The sequence below is a fragment of the Streptomyces hainanensis genome, assembly GCF_004348415.1.
Lineage (GTDB): Bacteria > Actinomycetota > Actinomycetes > Streptomycetales > Streptomycetaceae > Streptomyces > Streptomyces hainanensis.
The window spans coordinates 1-15,164 of record NZ_SMKI01000161.1 but is presented as its reverse complement, the minus strand read 5'-3'; the positions used below and the strand labels follow the sequence as shown (position 1 = coordinate 15,164).

13 protein-coding genes are annotated in these 15,164 nt (G+C 73.8%); 5 read left to right on the top strand and 8 right to left on the bottom strand.

What is annotated here, in order from left to right; all coding sequences use genetic code 11:
• Both E1283_RS16730 and E1283_RS16725 read right to left on the bottom strand, forming a co-directional pair.
• Nucleotides 1–468: MarR family winged helix-turn-helix transcriptional regulator (locus E1283_RS16730; protein ID WP_132818853.1), on the bottom strand; the 468-nt coding region annotated here is incomplete at its 3' end.
• Between the two features lie 106 nt (nt 469–574).
• A complete protein-coding gene (locus tag E1283_RS16725; protein WP_132818852.1) occupies nt 575–1,345 on the bottom strand; it encodes an IclR family transcriptional regulator in 771 nt (256 codons plus the stop codon).
• A gap of 251 nt (nt 1,346–1,596) precedes the next feature.
• On the opposite strand from E1283_RS16725, the gene E1283_RS16720 reads away from it, so the two are divergent.
• The gene (locus E1283_RS16720; RefSeq protein ID WP_132818851.1) at nt 1,597–2,934 is read left to right on the top strand and encodes a gluconate:H+ symporter; all 1,338 of its coding nucleotides are present in this window, start codon (nt 1,597–1,599) and stop codon (nt 2,932–2,934) included.
• A gap of 16 nt (nt 2,935–2,950) precedes the next feature.
• The gene (locus E1283_RS16715) at nt 2,951–4,282 is read left to right on the top strand and encodes an enolase C-terminal domain-like protein (RefSeq protein ID WP_132818850.1); all 1,332 of its coding nucleotides are present in this window, start codon (nt 2,951–2,953) and stop codon (nt 4,280–4,282) included.
• Nucleotides 4,283–4,298: 16 nt separating this feature from the next.
• On the opposite strand, the gene E1283_RS16710 is transcribed toward E1283_RS16715, so the two are convergent.
• The gene (locus E1283_RS16710) at nt 4,299–5,393 is read right to left on the bottom strand and encodes an amidohydrolase family protein (protein WP_132818849.1); all 1,095 of its coding nucleotides are present in this window, start codon (nt 5,391–5,393) and stop codon (nt 4,299–4,301) included.
• Nucleotides 5,394–5,599: 206 nt separating this feature from the next.
• Here E1283_RS16710 and E1283_RS16705 point away from each other — a divergent pair, with 206 nt between their 5' ends.
• Nucleotides 5,600–6,895, top strand: coding sequence for an SGNH/GDSL hydrolase family protein (locus tag E1283_RS16705; protein ID WP_243744888.1), 1,296 nt, complete (start codon nt 5,600–5,602; stop codon nt 6,893–6,895).
• A 22-nt stretch (nt 6,896–6,917) separates the two neighbouring features.
• Here the strand turns inward: E1283_RS16705 and E1283_RS16700 are convergent, their stop codons facing one another.
• The 3 genes from E1283_RS16700 to E1283_RS16690 form a co-directional block, all read right to left on the bottom strand.
• On the bottom strand, nt 6,918–8,447 hold the full coding sequence (locus tag E1283_RS16700) for an MFS transporter (RefSeq protein WP_132818847.1): 1,530 nt from the start codon (nt 8,445–8,447) through the stop codon (nt 6,918–6,920).
• Nucleotides 8,448–8,741: 294 nt separating this feature from the next.
• On the bottom strand, nt 8,742–10,106 hold the full coding sequence (locus tag E1283_RS16695; protein WP_132818846.1) for an SGNH/GDSL hydrolase family protein: 1,365 nt from the start codon (nt 10,104–10,106) through the stop codon (nt 8,742–8,744).
• Nucleotides 10,107–10,147: 41 nt separating this feature from the next.
• Complete coding sequence (locus E1283_RS16690) at nt 10,148–11,467, bottom strand: extracellular catalytic domain type 1 short-chain-length polyhydroxyalkanoate depolymerase (RefSeq protein ID WP_132818845.1); 1,320 nt, start codon at nt 11,465–11,467, stop codon at nt 10,148–10,150.
• A gap of 45 nt (nt 11,468–11,512) precedes the next feature.
• Here E1283_RS16690 and E1283_RS16685 point away from each other — a divergent pair, with 45 nt between their 5' ends.
• Complete coding sequence (locus tag E1283_RS16685) at nt 11,513–12,694, top strand: PucR family transcriptional regulator (protein WP_132818844.1); 1,182 nt, start codon at nt 11,513–11,515, stop codon at nt 12,692–12,694.
• Here E1283_RS16685 and E1283_RS16680 read toward each other — a convergent pair.
• On the bottom strand, nt 12,663–13,595 hold the full coding sequence (locus E1283_RS16680) for an alpha/beta hydrolase (protein WP_132818843.1): 933 nt from the start codon (nt 13,593–13,595) through the stop codon (nt 12,663–12,665). The genes E1283_RS16685 and E1283_RS16680 overlap by 32 nt on opposite strands.
• Before the next feature lie 133 nt (nt 13,596–13,728).
• Nucleotides 13,729–14,619, bottom strand: a complete 891-nt coding sequence (locus E1283_RS16675; RefSeq protein WP_132818842.1) for a LysR family transcriptional regulator — start codon at nt 14,617–14,619, stop codon at nt 13,729–13,731.
• A gap of 144 nt (nt 14,620–14,763) precedes the next feature.
• Here E1283_RS16675 and E1283_RS16670 point away from each other — a divergent pair.
• Nucleotides 14,764–15,164 (top strand): VOC family protein (locus E1283_RS16670; RefSeq protein ID WP_132818841.1); only part of this gene is annotated, 401 nt, incomplete at its 3' end.

Below are 15,164 nucleotides of genomic sequence, written 5' to 3'. Positions count from 1 at the left end.
GTCGAGAGGGGTGGCGAGCAGGGTCGTCAGGTCGGCGGCGAACGCCGCGACGCGCGGGTCGTCCCGGCCGCCGAGCGGGGCGAGCAGCCGGTCGAGGAGCTCCGCGACGGTGCCCAGCGCGGGGCGGACGGTGTCCCGGCCGTGGGCGGTGAGGGTCAGCCGCATGGTGCGGGTGTCGGCCGGGTCGCGGACCCGCACGATGAGCCCGTCGGCCTCCAGCGAGCGCGCCAACTTCGAGACGTAGAGCGCCTCCAGGCCGGTGTGCTCGGCGAGCTCCCGCTGGCTGGGGCGCTGGCCGGCGCGGCCCAGGCCGTACAGCGAGGACAGCATCACGTACTGGGCGTGCGTCAGCCCCAGCGGCGCCAGCGCCCGGTCCACGGCGACGCGCCACTTCATCGACAGCCGCCAGACCAGGTGGCCGGGGGTGGGGGACGGTGTGGACGCGGGCCCCGTCGGTGCGTTGCTCATGGCAGATACTGTACATGGCTACTGTAGCCATGGCTACTAAATGTCGAGGCGGTCGAATGTCAGTGCCGTTCGGCAGGCGGAGCGGGCCGCCCGGCGGTGTCGGCCGTCAGCGCCACTCGGGCTCGGGGGTGCCGCGCGGCGGCAGCGACTCGACGCGGCGTCGGATCTCCCGCATCACCGAGACGATCTGGCGCTCGTGCTCCGGGGTGAGGCGGGCCAGCGGGACCGAGCAGCTGATCGCGTCGATCGCGGGGGAGTCGTAGCGGAGGGCGAAGCCGAAGCCGGCGATGCCGGGGACGGTCTCCTCGTGCTCGACCGAGTGGCCGCGCTCACGCGTGGCGGCCAGGTCGGCGAGGAGCGCGGCCCGGTCGGTGAGGGTGTGGGGGGTGAGGGCGGCCAACTCGCCGGTGGCCGGCAGCGGCAGGGCGTCGTCCGGGTGTTCGGCGAGGAGCGCCTTGCCGAGCGCGCCGGCGTGCACGGGGACCCGGCGGCCGACGCGGTGGATGGTGCGCGGGTACTCGTGGGACTCGCGGGTCGCGAGGTAGACCACGTTCCGGCCGTCGAGGCGGCCCAGGTGGATGGTCTCGCCGAGCGCGTCGGACGCCTCGTCGAGGAAGGGGCGGACCAGGCGGACACGGCGGTCGCTGTCCAGGTAGCTGGTGCCGGTGAGCAGGGCGCGGATGCCGATCCCGTAGAGCGCGCCGGTGACGTCGGTGCGGACCCAGCCCTGGTCGACGAGGGTCTGGAGCAGCGAGTACATGCTGCTGCGCGGCACGTTCAGCTCCTCGGAGAGCTCGCGCAGGCGGGACGGGCGGTCGCCGCGCTCCGCCAGGAGCTCCAGCAGGGCGACGGTCCGCAACGCCGACTTCACACTCATGTGGTGATCGTAGATCGATGGTGGAACCGGCCGGACGCCTCTTGACCCCGGGCCTCGACACGCCTACGTTCCATCCCCATACGGAGACGGTATTTCTGTATGGGGATGGTGTTCATGTATGAGAACGCGAGGCGGCGGTCGCGGGACCCCCTGACCAGCCTCAACCCGGAGACCGTCGGCGCCTGAGCGACGCCCGAGAACGGTCCACAGCGGCTCACAGCGGCTCACAGCGGTTCGAAGGAGAACCACGCATGCCACTCGTCATCGTCGGGATCAGCGTGCTGATCCTGCTGCTCCTCATGACCCGGCTGAAGCTCAACGGGTTCGTCGCCCTGCTGCTGGTCGCCGTCGGGGTCGCGCTCGTCCAGGGCATACCGCTCGCCGAGATATCCGACGTCCTCGCCGAGGGCGTCGGCGGCCAGATCGGCGACACCATGCTGGTCGTCGGGCTCGGCGCCATGGTCGGCCGGGTGATGGGGGACTCGGGCGCCGCACAACGCATCGCCGGCCACTTCGTCGACACCTTCGGCGTCCGCTGGGTCCAGCTGGCCATGGTCGTGACGGCCATGCTGATCGGCGTCACCATGTTCTACGAGGTCGCCTTCGTCATCATCGTGCCCGTCGCGTTCACCATCGTCCGCGTCACCCGCCAGAACCTGCTGTGGGTCGGGCTGCCGATGTCCATCGCCCTCTCCACCATGCACAGCTTCCTGCCCCCGCACCCCGGGCCGACCGCCGTCGCCGCCACCTTCGACGCCTCCGTCGGACTCACCCTGTTCTACGGGCTCTTCTTCGCCGTCCCGATCGGCGCCGCGATCGCGCTGGTCTGGCCCCGGCTGCCGTTCATCCGCCGGATGGACCCGGAGATCCCCAAGGGCCTCGTCACCGAGCGGGAGTTCGGCGACGACGAGATGCCCGGCATGGGCTGGTCGCTGTCGGTCGCGCTGGTCCCGGTGGTGCTGATCGCCGGCGCGGCCGTCTACGACATGGCGGTGTCCGACGACAACGGCGCGCTGCCGTTCGTCACCTTCGTCGGCGCCGCGCCGATCGCCCTGCTGCTGACCCTGCTGCTCGCCGTCTGGGCGTTCGGCCCGCGGGTCGGCCGCAGCCTGGAGCAGGTCAGCGACTCCTGCGTCTCGGCGGCCAAGGCGATGGCCATGATCCTGCTGGTGATCGGCGCCGGCGGCGCGTTCAAGAACGTCCTGGTCGAGGGCGGGATCTCCGACTACATCCAGGAGTCGACCGAGGGCTGGGGCGTCTCACCGATCATTCTGGCCTGGCTGGTCGCCGTCATCCTGCGCATCGCCCTCGGCTCGGCCACCGTCGCCGTCGTCACCGCGGCCGGCGTCGTGGAGCCGCTGCTCGCCGGCAGCGGCGTGCACCCGGAGCTGATGGTGCTCGCCGTCTCCTGCGGCTCGATCGCGTTCTCGCACGTCAACGACCCCGGCTTCTGGATGTTCAAGGAGTACTTCAACCTCACCGTCGTCCAGGCGCTCAAGGCCCGCACCACCTACACCACGGTGCTGGCCGTCCTCGGCCTCGGCGGCGTCCTCGTCATGGACCGGGTCCTCGACGTCCTCAACGTGTGAAAGGCGACACCACCTCATGAGCCAGCAGCCGACCGTCACCGCGTTCGCCGTCTACCCGGTAGCCGGCCGGGACAGCATGGCGCTCAACCTCTCCGGCGCCCACGGCCCCTACTTCACCCGCAACGTCGTCGTCCTCACCGACTCGGAGGGGCGGACCGGCCTCGGCGAGGTGCCGGGCGGCGAGCGGATCACCCGGACCCTGCGGGACGCCGAACCCCTGGTCGTCGGCGCCCGGTTGGCCGACTACCAGCGGGTGCTGCGCGAGATCGGCGCCCGGTTCCGCGACCGGGACGCCGGCGGCCGCGGCGCCCAGACCTTCGACCTGCGCACCACCGTGCACGCCGTCACCGCCGTCGAGTCCGCGCTGCTCGACCTCCTCGGGCAGCACCTCGACGTGCCGGTCGCCGCGCTCCTCGGCGAGGGACAACAGCGCGACTCGGTACGGGTGTTGGGCTACCTCTTCTACGTGGGCGACCCGGACCGCACCGACCTGGAGTACGTCAGGGAGCCGGACGCGGACGCCGCCTGGTACCGGATCAGACACGAGGAGGCGCTGACCCCCGAGGCCATCGTGCGGCAGGCCGAGGCCACCCACGAGCTGTACGGCTTCCGGGACTTCAAGCTCAAGGGCGGGGTGCTGGCGGGCGCCGAGGAGGTGCGGGCGATCACCGCGCTGAAGGAGCGGTTCCCCGAGGCCCGGATCACCCTCGACCCGAACGGCGCCTGGTCGCTGCGCGAGGCGGTCGAACTGTGCCGGCCGCTGCTCGGCACCCTCGCCTACGCCGAGGACCCGTGCGGCGCCGAGGCCGGCTACTCGGGGCGCGAGATCCTGGCCGAGTTCCGCCGCGCCACCGGGCTGCCCACCGCCACCAACATGATCGCCACGGACTGGCGCGAGCTGACCCACGCGCTGGCCCTCCAGGCCGTCACCATCCCGCTCGCCGACCCGCACTTCTGGACGATGCGCGGCTCGGTCCGGGTGGCGCAGCTGTGCGAGGCCACCGGGCTGACCTGGGGATGCCACTCCAACAACCACTTCGACATCTCGCTGGCCATGGTCGCCCACTGCGGCGCGGCGGCGCCCGGCGCGTACAACGCCCTGGACACGCACTGGATCTGGCAGGAGGGCCTGGAGCGGCTGACCGTCGCCCCGCCGAGGATCGTCGACGGCGAGATCGCCGTCCCCGACGCGCCGGGCCTCGGCCTCACGCTCGACACGGACCGGCTGCTCGCCGCTCACGAGCTGTACCGCGGCCGCGCGTTGGGCGCCCGGGACGACGCGACGGCGATGCGGTACCTGGTACCCGGCTGGACCTTCGACAACAAGCGGCCCAGCCTGGTGCGGTAGCCGGCCACCCGGCCGGTCAGGCGAGCCGAGCCGCCAACCGGGGGAACAGGCGCAGGGCGTTCCGCCGGTCGACGCGCTCGCGCGCGCGGACGTCCAGGTGCGGGTCGGCGTCCAACTCGGCGGTGATCCTGCCCACTTCGTCCGCGGGCCTGGCCGGCCAGTCGCTGCCGTACAGGACACGCTCCGAGCCGACGGCGGCCAGCAGCGAGGGCGTCGCGTAGGGAGACATCGGCAGCGCCGTGTCGTAGTGGAAGCGGCGCACCGCCCGCGCGACCGCGTGCGGCGCCGGGCCCTCGCCCTGGCGCCCGGCGGAGACGGCGCGGCCCGCCACGTAGGGGAGGAAGCCGCCGGCATGGGAGAGGATGATCGACAGGTCGGGGCAGCGGTCGAGGGTGCCGGAGGCGACGAGGTTCAGCGCGGCGCGGGTGGTGTCCAGCGGGTAGTCCCCGATGAAGTCGGGGATGCCGGGCAGCTCGGTGGTGCCCTCGGGAAGCTCCCCCGGGTGGACGAAGACGACGGCCCGGCGCTCGTTCAGCGCGTCGAACAGCCGGTCGAAGGAGGGGTCGCCCAGGTACCTGCCGCCCGCCGTGGTCATCAGGAGCACGCCCTCCGCGCCGAGTTCGTCCAGCGCGTGGGCCGCCTGGGCGATCGCCAGGTCCGGGTGGAGGGCCGCGACGTTGGCGAAGAAGCCGAAGCGGCGCGGGTGTTCGGCGACGAGCGCGGCCAGCGACTCGTTGCACACCCGCACGCCGTCCTCGGCGAGCGACCGGTCGCGGAAGAGCTCGGACGGGGCGGGAGCCGAGGCGATGCCCGCCGCGATCCCGTTGTCGTCCATGGTCCGCAGCGTCTCCTCCAGGGTCCACTGCGCCCAACTGGGGCCGCCCTCCTCGGGGATCAGGCCGATCTCGACGAGCCAGCGCCGCATCTCGTCGGGCACGGCGTGGTGGTGGACGTCGATGCGGCCGGCCGGCCGGGCCCTGAGCGGGGCCGTCGAGGCGGCCGACGCGGGGCCGGCGGCTGTGACGGCCGCCGCCAGGCCGGTGGCGGCCAACAGGGTGCGCCTGCTGGGCTTCCCATGTGTCGTGTCTGTCGCGTCTGTCGTGTCTGTCATGTCAATGGAAGCTAACAGGTGTCAGGGGTGTGCGACAGGCGGGGTCGGGTGTTCTCGGGGACATCTCCGGCGGTCCCCCTAGGGCGCGCATGTCGGTGGGCGCGGCGCGGCAGGCCGACGGTTGTCGGGTGTGTCGCGTGGGCCGCGGGGGCACGGTGCTTGGGGTACGTCTCAACCGGCGTCAACCCGCGGCGGAGGGAATCCCGTTGAAGCCCCTGAGAGTCATCGGCCGCTCGGCGGCCCTCGTGTTGGCGCTGCTGATCGGCGCCCTGCTCCTCGCACCCGCCCCGGCGTCCGCCGCGGGGCAGGGCGGGCGGCCCTGGGTCGGCACCTGGACCACCGCCCCCACCACCAGGCCGGTCAGCGACACCACCACGTTCCAGGACCAGACGCTCCGGCAGGTGGTGCACGCCAGCGTCGGCGGCGACGCGCTACGCGTCAGGTTCTCCAACGAGTTCGGCACCGAGCCGCTGGTCATCGGCGAGGCCAGGATCGCCCGGCAGGACCCCGAGGGGCCCGGATCGAGCGTGCTGCCGCGCACCGACCGGCGGTTGACGTTCGACGGGCGGGCCGGCGTGACCGTGGCGCCCGGTGAGCGGCTGGTCAGCGACCCGGTCGGGCTGCGGATCCCGGCCGCGGCCGACCTGGTGATCAGCGTCCACCTGCCCGAGCGCACCCCGGGCGCCACCCTCAACGCCTACGCCAACCAGGAGAACTACGTCGCGGCCGGCAACGTCGCCGACGACGCCGACATCGCCCCGACCGCCACCACCGACCGCTGGTACTTCCTGACCGGCGTCAGCGTGCGCGGCCAGGCCCGCGACGCGGTGGTGGCGCTCGGCGACTCGATCACCGTCGGATCCACCCTGTCGAGCAACCACCGCTGGTCCGACTTCCTCGCCGAGCGGATGCGGGCCGCCGGACCCCGGCTGCCGGAGACCGGCGTGCTCAACGCCGGGATCAGCGGCAACCGGCTGCTGCGCGACCCGAACCCGCCGGAGGGCTCGCCCGCCCACGCGTGGGCCGCCTACTTCGGGCAGGCCGGCGTCACCCGGTTCGAGCGCGACGTGCTGAGCCAGCCCGGGATCGGCCACCTGATCCTGTTCCTCGGCATCAACGACATCGGCCAGCCGGGCACCCGCTCGGCGCCGGCGTCCGAGCGGGTCACCGCGGCCGAACTGATCGCCGGCTACCAGGGGTTGGTCGACCGGGCGCACGAGCGCGGCGTCCGCGTCATCGGCGCCACCATCACCCCGTTCCGCGGCGACACCCTCGGCTTCCACACCCCGGAGAACGAGGCGGTGCGGCTGCGGGTCAACGACTGGATCAGGAACAGCGGGGAGTTCGACGCGGTCGCCGACTTCGAGGCCGCCGTCCGCGACCCGGCCGAGCCGGACCGGCTGAACCCGGCCTACGACTCGGGCGACCACCTGCACCTCAACGACGCCGGCAACGAGGCGCTGGCCTCGGCCGTGCCACTGGACGCCTTCCGGCACCGGTGACCGGCCGCGGCCGGCGGCTCCCTCAGCCCAGGTGGGCGGAGGCGGCGGCGCCCTCGGCGGGGCGCTGCCGCTCGGCGTTCACGGCCAGCGCCGTGACCACCAGACCGGCCACGAACAGGCCGGCGGCCGCCAGGAACGCCGCGGTGTAGCCGTGGGTCAGCGCGTCGGCGGCGCGGACCGCCAGACCCTGGTCGCCGGTGGCAAGCGCCCCGTACAGGGTGGCCGCCGCGTCCGGCAGCCGGTCGTCCGCCGCGGCCGTGGACAGGGTGGTCAGCACCGCGAGGCCGAGCGCGCCGCCCACCTGCTGGGCGGTGTTCAGCACCGCCGAGGCGACGCCGCTGTCCCGGTCGGCCACGCCGGCGACCGCGCCGAGCGTCATCGGCACGAAGCTCAGGCCGAGCCCGAGGGCCGTCACGAACATCGCGGGCATCAGGTGGCCGGCGTAGGACGAGCCGGGCTCCAGCGTGCCGAACCAGACCATGCCGCCCGCGGCGAGCAGCAGCCCGGGGCCGGCGATCAGCCGGGGCGGGAGCTGGGCGACCAGCTTCGAACTGGCGCCGGCCGCCGCGGCCATGCCGAAGCTGAACGGCAGGTAGGCGAAGCCGGTCCGCACCGGGCTGTAGCCCAGGATCAGCTGCATGTAGAGGGTGAGGAAGTAGAACGTCGCGAACATGCCGGCGCCGATGAACAGCATCGTCGCGTAGGAGCCCCACCGGTTGCGGTCGGCGAACAGCCGCAGCGGCAGCATCGGGTGCCCGCTCCTGGCCTGGATCAGCAGGAACGACGGCAGCAGCGCGACGGCGGCGGCGAACGACACCAGCGTCAGGCCGTCCGTCCAGCCGTGCTCGCCGCCCCTGGTGATCGCGTACACGAGGGCGAGCAGGCCGCCGGTGCCCGTCACGGTGCCCGGGACGTCGAGCCGGCCGTGGTCGCGGTCGGCCTCGACCAGGGTCCTGGTGCCGGCCAGCACCGCGAGACCGAAGGGGATGTTCACGAAGAACACCCAGCGCCAGTCGAGGGCGTCGGTGAGCACGCCGCCGAGCAGCAGGCCGACGGTGGCGCCCAGGCCGCCCATCGCCGCGTAGACGCCCATCGCCGTGTTCCGCGGGCGGCCGGCCGGGAAGGTGGTGGTGATCAGCGCCAGCGCGCTGGGCGCGGCGAGCGCGGCGCCGACGCCCTGCAGCACCCGGGAGGCGATCAGCGTCGCCTCGTCGGTGGCGAGCCCGCCGAGCAGCGAGGCGAGGGTGAAGACGGCGATGCCGGCCCGGAACATCCGCCGCCGGCCGAACAGGTCGCCGGCCCGGCCGCCGAGCAGCAGCAGCCCGCCGAAGGCCAGGGCGTACGAGTTGACGATCCACGCCAGGTCGGCGTCCGACACGTCCAGGTCGGTCTGGATGCTGGGCAGGGCGATGTTGGTGATCGTGGCGTCGAGCACCACCATCAGCTGGGCGGCGGCGATCACGAAGAGGGCCAGACCCAGATGCGGCGCGGTCGGCGCCCGACCGGCGCCGTCCGGGCGCGCGGTCGCGCCCGGCAAGGTGTCAGAAGACATGGAAAAGCGCTCCAAGGGGATGGTGAAAAAACAAATCCCCGGAGCGGGAAAGAAGCCGGTGGGCGCTTTCCATCGGGGAGGGAGTGAACGGGTTCGGAGACCCGGGAAAGACCCTAGCAGCGCCCCGCGACCGGTGAAGGACGCGATCCGGCGAATCCACGTGTGATCGATGTCGCCCTTGACTTTTCGGTGTTCGTCCCGGCAGGGCCCGGGTTCTCGGGCTCTCGCCCGGCCCGGGCCCTGCCGGTAATTCCTCGGAAAAAGCAAATCGGTGGCGCTAATTCCGGGCGAATATCACTCGAATCCGAAGTCGACGGGGAGCGGTGCCGGTCGGAAGAGGCGGGCGGGCACGGCGTCGGCCAGCATTCGATAGCCCGTCGGGTTGAGGTGCAGGCCGTCGCCGACGTCGGCCGCCGGCAGCAGACGTTCCGGGGCGGCCGGATCACGGACGGCGGCGTCGAGGTCGACGACGGCGTCGAACCGGCCACTGGAGCGGATCCAGTCGTTGACGGCCCGCCGGCTCTCCTCGCGCAGCCCGCCCGGGTCGTCGTACAGGTCGTTGCCGCCGAACGGCGTGAGCGTCGCCCCGTAGACCCGGATCCGCTGGGCGTGCGCGCGGACCACGATCTGCTCGTACGCGGCGATCAGCCGTCCGGTGACGGCCCGTTGGGCCTCGGGGGTGGCGGGCGCGGTGCCGATGTCGTTGATCCCCTCGAAGACCACCAGCCAGGAGACGCCGCTGGTGGCCAGCACATCGCGGTCGATCCTGGCCAGCAGGTTGGGGCCGAGGCCGTCGTCGAGGATCCGGTTGCCGCCGGCCGCCTGGTTGAGCACGGCCACGCCCGCCGTGTCCCGCCGGTCCCGCAGCCGGTCGAAGAGCTGGTCGGGCCAGCGGTCGTTGCCGTTGGTGGTGGAGCCCCGGCCGTCGGTCAGCGAGTCGCCGACGAAGACGGCCGCCGCGGTGTTGCTCGGCGACCACACCTCGACGCCGCTGAGGAAGTACCAGTGGTCGGTGCGGGTGGCCCCCGGCAGGTCGTCGGCGGCGACGTGGTCGCCGGCGAGCAGGTAGGAGGCGGTGCGCGAACCGGGGTGCGAGGTGATGTCGTTGGACGCCTGGCCCTCGGCCAGGTAGACGGTGACGGTCAGGTTGGTGCCGGGCGCCAGGTCGAGGTCGAGCGGGTCGGACACCGCCTGGGCGCCGACCGGGACGGTCACCGACGGCTGCCGCTGGAAGGTGACCTGCCGGGTGGAGCCCGGCTCGACGGCGCTGACGCCGGCCTGGCCGGCACGCGGCAGCGCCACCGAGACGGCCGTGATGGGCAGGGGCGCGCCCCCGAAGGCGTTGGAGAAGCGCAGCCGCGCGTGCTCGCCGCCGACCGTGACGCGGACGGTCTGCCGCAGCGTGGCGTCGGCGAGCACCAGGCCGTCCTGGGTGAACGGGGCCGGCGGCATGTTGCCCGGCTCCGTCAACTGCGGCATCGCCGTCCAGGTGTTGACCCAGTGCCGGCCGCCCGGGGCCGTGTTGCCGGCGCCGGTCGCGCCGACCGCCGACGAGGCGACGATCAGGGCGACGGCGAGCAGCCCCACCGCCGCCAACTGGCCGAGCCAGGACGTTCCTCGTTGCCGACTTCGTTGCCTGCCAGGTGCGAGGTTCCGCATGGGAACGCGCCCCTTTCTCGTGTCGGTGAGCCGCTCTGCCGTCAACCGGTGGTGCAGGACGCCCCGTTGAGGGCGAACCCGGTCGGCGCGGCGGAGTTGCCGGTGTGGTTGGCCTGGAAGCCGACGGAGACGCTGGCGCCGGCGGCGATGCTCGCGTTGTGGGCGACGTTGGTGGCGGTCACCGTGCCGCTGCTCGGGCTGTAGGTGGCGTTCCACCCGGAGGTGATGGTCTGGCCGGAGGCGAGGGTGAAGCGGAGCGACCAGCCGCTGATCGGGGCGGTGCCGGTGTTGGTGAGGGTGAGGTTCGCGGTCAGGCCGGTGTTCCAGGCGTTGGTGGTGACGGCGACGCGGCAGGCGCCCGGGGTGCCCGGGTCGCCGCCGCCGGGCGGCGTGGTGGTGTCGTTCAGGCCGAAGAACTCGATGACCCGGGCCGCCATGCCGGACTGCGGCACGTTGTGGCCCACCCCTTGGAGGCTGATGGCCTCCACCGGGGCCTGGGCGCCGGTGGCGCCGTAGCGGGTGCGGGTCCAGTTGGCCTGCGGGGAGTCGGTGAGGGCCGGGGTCTGGCTGACGCCGAGCACGTTGGTCCACTGCTTGACCTGCTCGCCGAAGTTCGGGTAGCGCAACGTGTCGTCGTTGGTGCCGTGCCAGATCTGCATGCGCGGCCGGGGCCCCGAGTAGCCGGGGTAGGCGTTGCGCACCAACGTGCCCCAGTCCTGCGGAGTGCGGGAGATCTGGCCCTGGGCGCAGGCACTGTTCCAGGACGAGCCGTCGGTGGTGGCGAAGCAGCCGAACGGCACGCCGGCGAAGGCGGCGCCGGCCTTGAAGACGTCGGGGTAGACGCCGAGCAGCACGTTGGTCATCATCGCGCCGGACGAGGCCCCGGTGACGAAGACCCGGTCGGGGTCGGCGGAGTGGGTGCGCTGCACGTAGTCGACCATCGACCTGATGCCCACCGGGTCGCTGCCGCCGCCGCGGGTCAGCGCCTGCGGCGAGGAGACGTCGAAGCAGTTGCCGCTGCGGGTGGCCGACGGGTAGACGACGACGAACCCGTAACGGTCGGCGAGCGACGCGAACTCGGTGCCGGAGTAGAACGCCGGCCCCGAGCCCGTGCAGTAGTGGACGGCCACCAGGACGGCCGGCCGTGGGGCGACGTTGTCCGGCACGTACAGGTGCATCCGCAGCCCGCTGGGATTGGTGCCGAAGTTGGTGACCTCGGTCAACGTCGCGGCGGAGGCCGGCGGCGCCGTCACCAGGAGTGCCGCGAGCAGCGGCAGCACGCCGGCTAACAGCGTGGCGAGGAGTGAACGGAGGTGCTGGGCGGCTCTGTTACGGCCTGTGTTGGCGGCTCTGTTGGCCATGTCCGTGACCTTGTCCTTTCGCGTTCCTTTTCTAGACTTGCGGTTGTGAAGGGCTTGCTGCTGCGTCTGTCGTCCCTGGACGCCGACGCTGCCGCCGCCGTGCGGGTGATCGCGCACTTCCAGGCGCTGCTCGGCGCCGGCCGGCTCGACCCGGCGGCCCTGGTGCGGTCGGCCGCGGGCCTCGCCGAGTGCCCGGTCGGCGTGGAACTGGCCGGCGGCCGGGTGTTCCGCGCCGGTCCCGACGGCGCGGCCCTGGCCGGCCCGCCGGGGCGGGTCTCGGGAGACGCCGCGTTGCGCCCCGCCGGCCGGGTCTGGCTCGAACGACCCGGCGCCGCCGGGCCGTTCGACGAACTGGTGGTGGAGTGGCTGGCCATCGCCGCCCACACCCTGGAGCACCCGCTGCGGGTCGCCGACCCGGCGCTCGTGGAGGTCGCGCTGGCCGGCCGGGAGTCCGTCGCCGACCGGGCCAGGGCGCTGCGGCTGCTCGGCCTGGCGCCCGAACCCCCGCTGCGCGTCCTGCTGTTCGCGGCGGCCGAAGGCGACGACGCCGAGGTGGCGGCGCTGGCACTGCTCGGCCGGGGCGGGGTGGCCGGCACGTCGCGGGTCGCCAGGCTCGGCGGGCTCGGCGTCGCGCTGGTGCAGAACCGGGCGGCCGCGGGCGGCTCGCCGGCCGCCGAGCTGCGCGCGGCGGTGCGCGGCCGGCTCCGGGTCGGGGTCGGCGGCGCCGGCGAGGCGCTGCGGGCCCGGGTGTCCCTGGAACAGGCGGCGCTGGCGCTGCGGTTCGCGGTGGCCGGGCCGCCGGCCGAGGCGGTGGTGGACCACGACGAGTTGGGCCCGGTCGCGGTGCTCGCCGAGCTGCCGGCGGCCCGGCTCGCCGCGCTGCCCGACGTGCGGCGGCTCGCGGAGCTCGCGGCCCGCGACGGCGGCGAGCTGAACGTGGCCGCGCTCGCCGCGTTCTGCCGCACCGGCTCGCTGCGCCAGGCGGCCGCCGAACTCCACCTGCACCACAGCTCGGTGGCCGCCAGGCTCGCCCACGTGCAGGCCGCCACCGGCTGGCGGCTGCGCGATCCCGCGCACCGCTTCCGGGCCCAACTCGCGCTGTACGCCCGACGGTTGGCGCTGACCCCGGGCGATCCCGGCGATCCCGGCGATCCCGGCGACCCGTTCCGTGGCGGGGAGGCGGCGGGCGGGGGGCTCACCACGCGAGCGCCCGGCCCAGCACGGTGATCTCCTCCTCCGTCATCCGCCGGGCCACCGCCGAGTGCCGCACCAGCGCGGCGCCGTGGAACGTGCCGGGGAACAGGTGCAGTTCGGTGGTGACGTCGGCGGCCAGCAGGGTGCGGGCGTAGTCGATGCCCTCGTCGCGGAGCGCGTCGAGCTCCATCACCGCGACATGGGCGGGCGGCAGCCCCGCCAGGTCGGCCGGGGTGGCCCGGCCGGGCGCCGCCGTGACCGGCACGTCCGGCGAGCCGGGCACCCCGGCGCCCAGGTAGGCGGCCCAACTCAGCAGCGCGCTCCGCCGGTTCCACACCGGCGTGTCGGTGAACCGCAGCGCGCTCGGGGTGCTCAGCCGGTCGTCGAGCGAGGGGCTGTCGAGGAACTGGAGGCGCGGCTCCGGCCCGCCGCGGTCCCTGGCCAGCATCGCGACGGCGGTGGCCAGGCAGGCGCCGGCGCTGTCGCCGGCGACCGCCAGCGCCTCCGCCCTGACCCCGAGTCCGGCGGCGTGCGCGGCCAGCCAGCAGAGGCCGGCGTAGCAGTCCTCCAGGGCGGCGGGGTAGGGGTGTTCGGGCGCGAGCCGGTAGTCGGGCGAGACGACGACGCAGGGCAGCGCGCGACACAGCCGCAGGTTGGCCTCGTGGTCCACGTCCGGGCCGCCCATCATGAACCCGCCGCCGTGGATGCGGTAGACGGCGGGCAGCGGCCCGTCCGTCCCCGTGGGCCGGTAGACGCGCAGCGGCACGCCGTCGGCGTACAGGTCGCGGACGGCGACGCCGGTGGTGTCGGACGTCGCCACGGCGCGGGCCAGTTCGGCCTTCTGGGCGGCGCGGGCCACCGCCAGGTCGGAGATGTCCACGGCGGGCATCATGGCCAGCGCGGCGGCCAGCTCGGGATCGAACGCGTAGGGCATGCGCCTACCGTGGCACCGGTGGCATGTCCGGGTCATCAGACGTGCGTCGGTCGTGCCCCGGCCCGGTGCCCGACGCGCGCCGCCCCGTCCCGGCCCGCGCCGCCCCGTCCCGGCCGGGCCGGGACGGGGCGGATCAGAGCGGCTGCGGGTTGGCGTCGGCGGCGGCCTGGACGAACGCCCGCACGCGGGCGGTCGTGTTCGCCGCCAGCCAGACCGGGCCCCGGCGGATCGGCGGGGCGTCGTGCAGGGGGACGTAGACCAGGTCGGGACGCGGCGAGTACGTCCTGGTGAGCTCGCCGACGGGCAGCACGCCCCGGCCGAGGGCCACCAGGGACAGCATCTCGGGGAAGGTCTTCCCCGTCGGCCCCCGGCGGACGGGGCGGCCCGACGGCGTGTGGTCCGGGGTGCGGTCCCGCTTGAACGCGGCGGACGTGACGGCCGGGTACTGCACCACCGGATGGTCGGCCAGCACCTCGACCGAGACCGACGCCGCGTCGGCCAGGACATGGCCGACCGGAACCGCCAACACGCGCGCCTCCCGCAGCAGCGTGGGCCCGTTGGCCATGCCGTCGAACGGGAACGAGGCGATGAGCACGTCGATCGAACCGTCGAGCAGGCCGGCCCGCGTGTTGGCCAGATGCGCCTCGCTGACCAGCACCTCGCACTCCGGGTGGCGCTCGGAGAACAGGCCGACCGCCTTCAGCAACACCGGCGCCGTGGCCTCGCCCACGAAGGCCACGCGCAGCAGCCCGCTCGTGCCGCGGCCGGCCGCGACGGCCCGGCTCAGCGCGTCCGCCATGCCGGCCACGTGCGGACGGAGGTCGTCCGCGAGCCGGCGGCCGATCGGGGTGAGCCGGACGACCCTGCTCGTGCGCTCGAAGAGCTGGGCGCCCACCTGCCGCTCCAGCTTCTTGATCACATGGCTGACCCGGCCCGTCGTCACCCCGAGCCGCTCGGCACTGCGCCCGAAGTGCAGCTCCTCGGCGAGGGTCAGGAACGACTCGACCTCGTGCCGCTCCAGCATCGAACCACCTCGCACCGTTGAGCCACGTTCAACGATTCTAGAGCGATCGTGGCTTGGTCGGCCCGGCCGGCCGGGGCATCGTGAGTCATGTCGCACCCACCACCCCGCAGCCACCACCACCCACCTCGAACAGGACCGACCACCATGCCGAACACCGTCACCGTCACCGTCACCGGCCTCGACCACCTCGTCCTCAACACCGCCGACGCCGAACGGGCCCTGGAGTTCTACTGCGGCCCCCTCGGCCTCGAACCCCTCCGCGTCGAGCGCTGGCGGGCCGGCGAGGTCCCCTTCCCCTCCGTCCGCGTCTCCCCGCGCACCATCATCGACCTCGTCCCGCGGTCGCGCGGCGAGAGCAACGTCGACCACTTCTGTCTCGTCGTCGCGCCGCTCGACTGGCGGGAGGTCGTCGACGCGGGGCTCTTCGACGTCGTGGAAGGCCCGGTCGAGCGCTACGGCGCCCGCGGCACCGGGCTCTCCCTCTACGTCCGCGACCCCGACGGCAACACCGTCGAGCTCCGCTGGTACCCCGACGACGCCCAGGC

Excerpts from the sequence above, each read along its gene's own strand:
- E1283_RS16700 (WP_132818847.1), bottom strand. The coding sequence starts at position 8,447 with ATGTCTTCTGACACCTTGCCGGGCGCGACCGCGCGCCCGGACGGCGCC.
- E1283_RS16675 (WP_132818842.1), bottom strand. The coding sequence starts at position 14,619 with ATGCTGGAGCGGCACGAGGTCGAGTCGTTCCTGACCCTCGCCGAGGAG.
- E1283_RS16725 (WP_132818852.1), bottom strand. The coding sequence starts at position 1,345 with ATGAGTGTGAAGTCGGCGTTGCGGACCGTCGCCCTGCTGGAGCTCCTG.
- E1283_RS16690 (WP_132818845.1), bottom strand. The coding sequence starts at position 11,467 with ATGGCCAACAGAGCCGCCAACACAGGCCGTAACAGAGCCGCCCAGCAC.
- E1283_RS16710 (WP_132818849.1), bottom strand. The coding sequence starts at position 5,393 with ATGACAGACACGACAGACGCGACAGACACGACACATGGGAAGCCCAGC.
- E1283_RS16715 (WP_132818850.1), top strand. The coding sequence starts at position 2,951 with ATGAGCCAGCAGCCGACCGTCACCGCGTTCGCCGTCTACCCGGTAGCC.
- E1283_RS16695 (WP_132818846.1), bottom strand. The coding sequence starts at position 10,106 with ATGCGGAACCTCGCACCTGGCAGGCAACGAAGTCGGCAACGAGGAACG.
- E1283_RS16720 (WP_132818851.1), top strand. The coding sequence starts at position 1,597 with ATGCCACTCGTCATCGTCGGGATCAGCGTGCTGATCCTGCTGCTCCTC.
- E1283_RS16680 (WP_132818843.1), bottom strand. The coding sequence starts at position 13,595 with ATGCCCTACGCGTTCGATCCCGAGCTGGCCGCCGCGCTGGCCATGATG.